Here is a 4,664-nt window from a genome sequence, read left to right on the forward strand (position 1 = left end):
CGGGACTGCCTGGTCCTATACCGCAAACAGAAATATGGGTTTCGTCATTGATCATTCATTACCTCCTCAAATAAGTTTAGGGCGTTTTCTGTTGCCGCCAGTAAACCGGCTTCATGAGAAAACAATACTACTTCAATGTGGAGTTCATCATAAACATGTTGTTCGGCCCGGTATTTTATCAGCCTGACCAGGTAACTCCAGAAATCTCTATCTTCCACATATTTTACAGCTTCTTCCGTGGTGTTGGCGTTCATGATTGCTTCAAAACCATTCGGATCCCGAGAGTGCTTAAAATAGTGGGCTGCGAAAATTTCATTGCGGGCATCGGCTGTTCTGCTGTGGGTTTGGAACACACCACCTGCCAGTTTCACCAGTTTTCCGATATGACCCACCAAAACCAGGTCAGTGAACTCATAGAGAACGGCTTGTTCCAGCATGTATCCTATGTAATTGCTTGTAAGCACAATTCTCTCTTTGTCGTATTTCAGCTTTTCAGACGAAAAGGTCTTACCATAGTTACCTGGTGCAAGAATGGTTTTTCTCCAGCCCCAGGCCGCTTGTTGCTTCAGTTTAATCACCAGGGACTCTTTCAGGGCATCCTCCGACATGGGTTTCACAAGACCCGTGGTGCCCAGTACTGAAATGCCTCCTTCAATACCCAGGCGGGGATTAAAAGTTTTACGGGCCAGTTCCACCCCCTCCGGAATACTGATGGTTATTTCCATCCCCGTCCCGGCAGCAACGACTTCGCGCACCGATTCATGAATCATCTTCAAAGGGGTAGGATTGATGGCAGGTTTGCCCACCTCTGCCTCCAAGCCGGGTTTGGTCACCACACCAATGCCTTCACCAGCTTTAATCTGTATTTCATCACCCTCTGCAAATGAAGCCTGGGCGATTACTTTCACCCCATCCGTAATATCCGGATCATCGCCGGCATCCTTGATGGTTGAACAGGAAGCCGAATCAGGGTTCACCCTGGAGTCTTCCAGCTCAAGCACAACTTCACTACCGCCGGGTAACTGAACAGAGACATGAGATACCAGCCTTTGCTCCATCAACATATAAGCAGATGCCTTGGCCACGGCACATGCGCAGGTTCCGGTAGTATATCCCGAGCGTAAATCGGTATGAAGTTTTTGCTTTCTGTCCATCTTATTTATTTTTCACCAGGTTGTAAAGCATGGCATTGATGATGGCAACCCCAACTGTACTACCCCCTTTTCTGCCCCGGGTGATGATGTAGGGTATGCCGGTCTGCTTAAGCCGCTCTTTGGACTCTGCAGCCCCAACAAATCCAACAGGCACTCCAATCACCAGATCAGGTTTGAGACGACCTTCATCCACCAATTCGCAAATACGATTCAAAGCTGTAGGGGCATTGCCGATGATAAATACCTTAAAATCCCTGTCTGCTGAAGCTTCATCAATACTGCATATGGATCGCGTTTTACCTTGATCCCGGGCTTTTTGAATAACATTTTCATCATGGACATAGCAATGGATTTCACAACCCAGCTCATGCAGGGAAGGCTTGCTTGTTCCGGCTATAATCATTGATGTATCAGCATAAATCTTACAGGAATTCAATAAAGCCTTGTTCCCATTTGTCAGAGCATCCGGATGGGCTTCCACAAGATGTGCATATTCGAAATCGGCCGTGGTATGGACAATCCTTTTGATAACAGGCTCCAGCTCCCCGGTTATCTTAAGGTGCGACAATTCCCGGCTGATGATCTGCATGCTTTTCTCCTCAATCCCCCTCGGGTCTATATTCATGTATTCGCTTGTTTCCATAGTTTTACAATTTGTTCCAGAAAATGAAAGCTTGAATAAAAATGTACGTGGGCATAGCCTGCCAGACAATTGTTAAGCTTCAGCCCGCATTGCCATTCCTTTTGTTTTTCAGGTTTTTCAAGTTTATATTCGAGAGTATAGTTTGGCTTTTCAGCGGAAGAAGTGATCTGAGATCGATGAAACTCATGGCATTTTGTCTGAGCACCGTTATAGTGAACCGTAGCATACCCAAACCGTTGCAGGCGCTTTGTCATTTGTATTGAGGCATTATATACACCGGCCATGGGATAACTGAAACCATCGATATCGATGATATTTTGCGAAAGATACATCAATCCTCCGCACTCGGCATAAACTGGCATGCCTTCCAGAACAGCGGATTTAATTTCCCTTAGCAGTTTTTTGTTGGTCGAAAGCTCTCCGGCAAAAACCTCTGGATATCCCCCTCCCAGATAAAGGCAGTTGGATTGTTCAGGAAGATGCCCATCTTCTATAGGACTAAAGTAGTATAAGCTGGCACCCAATTCTTCTAGCAATTCAAGGTTATCCCTGTAATAAAACCGGAAGGCTTTATCATAGGCAACGCCTATGTGCAGGTCTGAAAGATCCAATGCCGGTAATGCAGGAGAAGCTCCGGAATGATTTGGTATCTGGGTTACTTCAAGCAGTTTCTCAACATCTATGGTTTGGGAGAGGGTATCAGAGAGTTTCTGAATTTTAGCTGACAATTCCGGTACCTCCTCTGCCTGTACCAGTCCCAGGTGCCTGCTTTCCAATGAAAAGCCCTTATTTTTAGGAACGTATCCGACACAGGGTATCCGGGTTTCGTGCTCTATAACCGATTTCAGAAAACGATAATAGGCTTCATCCGGTACATGATTCAATATGATACCCTGTATACGGGCATCTTCCCTTAAGCTGGCAAAGCCCTTCACAATTGCTGCTACAGACTGATAGAGACTATTACAACTGACAACCAGTATCACCGGCATGTCAAGTATTGTGCTCAATTCATAACTGCTTCCCTTGGCCTGATGGCCTTTACCGTCATACATACCCATCACCCCTTCAACAATGGCCATATCTTTGGACCGGGTATGCTTATCAAACAGATGCCTGACTACGTGATGCGACAACATAAAACCGTCCAGGTTATAGGAGGGCACCTCCAGTACCTTGCTATGAAACAGGGGATCTATATAATCGGGACCTGTTTTGAAAGGGGCGATCTTCCAGCCCCTGGATTTTAATAAATCCATCAAGCCTATGGTAACGGTTGTTTTACCGCAACCGCTGTTGGTACCTGCAATCAAGAATCCATGCATAGCGATACATTTAAAAATTTTTTAAATTCCTCCATGTTTGAAGGCAATTTTTGGGAATCCAAATCCGGCATCAATGCATAGCAGGTCTCTACAATAAAAGGAAGATGAAGGCCAGCTTCCTCTATTGCTGCTTGCTTGCTGAAAACTTCCTTCGGAGCTCCGGTCATAATAACTCTTCCTTCCTTCATGAGAACAATATGATCAGCCCAGGTATAAGCCCGGTTCACATCATGGGTGGAAATAAGCACTGTTTTCCCTTGTTGATGAAGGCGGTTTAACAAGTTAAAAGTAAGATTGGCATGCCAGGGATCGAGACTTGAAGCGGGTTCATCACAAACAAGCACTTCTGGTTCCATCGCCAGCACAGAGGCCAGGCATATGCGTTTTTTCTGTCCAGTGCTCAGGTTATGTGGAGGTTTATCACTCAAATGATGCAGACAAAACTCATCAACCGCCTTTTCCGTCCTTTCGCGCACCCATTGTTTATCACGATTCAGGTTATACAAACCGAAGGAAATTTCTTCAAAAACCGTTGGGGCAATCAACTGATCATCGGGCTCCTGAAATACAAAGCCCACCCTGGAACGCAATTCTCTTAGGGCACGCTTATTATATCTGAATCTTTGGCCGTTAAAATACAGATATCCATGGGTGGGCTTAAAAATTCCATTAAGCAGAAGCATTAAGGTTGATTTGCCGGCACCGTTCCCGCCCAATAAGGCTATTCTTTTGCCCTCAGGCAAAGATAGGTTCACATCTTCAAGGGATACATTGCCCAAAGGATATGAATGCCAAACAGTATGTAAATCTATAATGCTTTTAGCCATATATATTGAGCAATAAAAATCCACACAACAAACCGGTTGACAAAAGCAGAGGTGCAACGAGCTGACCTTTCTCAAATGATTTTCTGCGACCCACGAAATGAAAATCACCTGAACCCATCCGGGCTTTTGTAACCATCTCCAGCTGCATGCTCTTCTCCACAGATCTTCGAAACATTGCAGATAAAAGCCAGGTGAGGGCCTGAAACTCATGTCGGTATCCTGTATAGGCCAGCCGCGATTTTTGAGCGACAATCATACGGGTGATTGTATCTACAAGATTGAATATAAACTTATAGGTAAGCACAAAAAGTTCAATCAATATTTTCGGCACGTAACATGCATGCATGATTTCCGCAATCTCTGAAATGGTTCGGGTAAGCAGGCCGAAATAAACTATGCTGATAACGGCCAGGCTTCTGAACAAAATCTCCAGGGCGGCAACAAGGTGCTCTTTACCAAAGCCTATAGATAATCCCTCCACTGAAAGCACTGGTTCTGAACTGTGAAAGGACAAGGCAACGGTTAAACAGCCAATTAATATAAACAACAGCGGAATCTTGTATAAGCGGAAAAGCTGGAGGACTGTAATGCGGGCAAGTCTTATAATCAACAGAGTGTAAAGAATGATTAACATTCCATGGAAAATCAGGGATTGACTCAAAAGGGCGAGAACAAACGCGGGCACAACATAGGCTGCCCAAACAATATGGGAGAC

Annotated in this window: 5 protein-coding genes; all 5 read right to left on the minus strand. The window is 45.1% G+C overall.

From position 1 onward, the window contains the following. Nucleotides 1-44 precede the first annotated feature (44 nt). A complete protein-coding gene (gene cbiD / locus KGY70_17275; protein MBS3776953.1) occupies nucleotides 45-1,154 on the minus strand; it encodes a cobalamin biosynthesis protein CbiD in 1,110 nt (369 codons plus the stop codon). Nucleotide 1,155: 1 nt separating this feature from the next. Beyond that, nucleotides 1,156-1,797, minus strand: a complete 642-nt coding sequence (locus tag KGY70_17280) for a precorrin-8X methylmutase (protein MBS3776954.1) — start codon at nucleotides 1,795-1,797, stop codon at nucleotides 1,156-1,158. Further along, a complete protein-coding gene (locus tag KGY70_17285; protein MBS3776955.1) occupies nucleotides 1,776-3,122 on the minus strand; it encodes a cobyrinate a,c-diamide synthase in 1,347 nt (448 codons plus the stop codon). The genes KGY70_17280 and KGY70_17285 overlap by 22 nt, the downstream gene beginning before the upstream one ends. Further along, complete coding sequence (locus KGY70_17290; protein ID MBS3776956.1) at nucleotides 3,107-3,949, minus strand: ABC transporter ATP-binding protein; 843 nt, start codon at nucleotides 3,947-3,949, stop codon at nucleotides 3,107-3,109. Before KGY70_17290 ends, KGY70_17285 begins: the two co-directional genes overlap by 16 nt. Then, the coding region (locus tag KGY70_17295; protein ID MBS3776957.1) for a hypothetical protein at nucleotides 3,942-4,664 on the minus strand (723 nt) is incomplete at its 5' end. The genes KGY70_17295 and KGY70_17290, both read right to left, overlap by 8 nt.

Source organism: Bacteroidales bacterium (genome assembly GCA_018334875.1).
GTDB lineage: Bacteria > Bacteroidota > Bacteroidia > Bacteroidales > UBA12077 > JAGXLC01.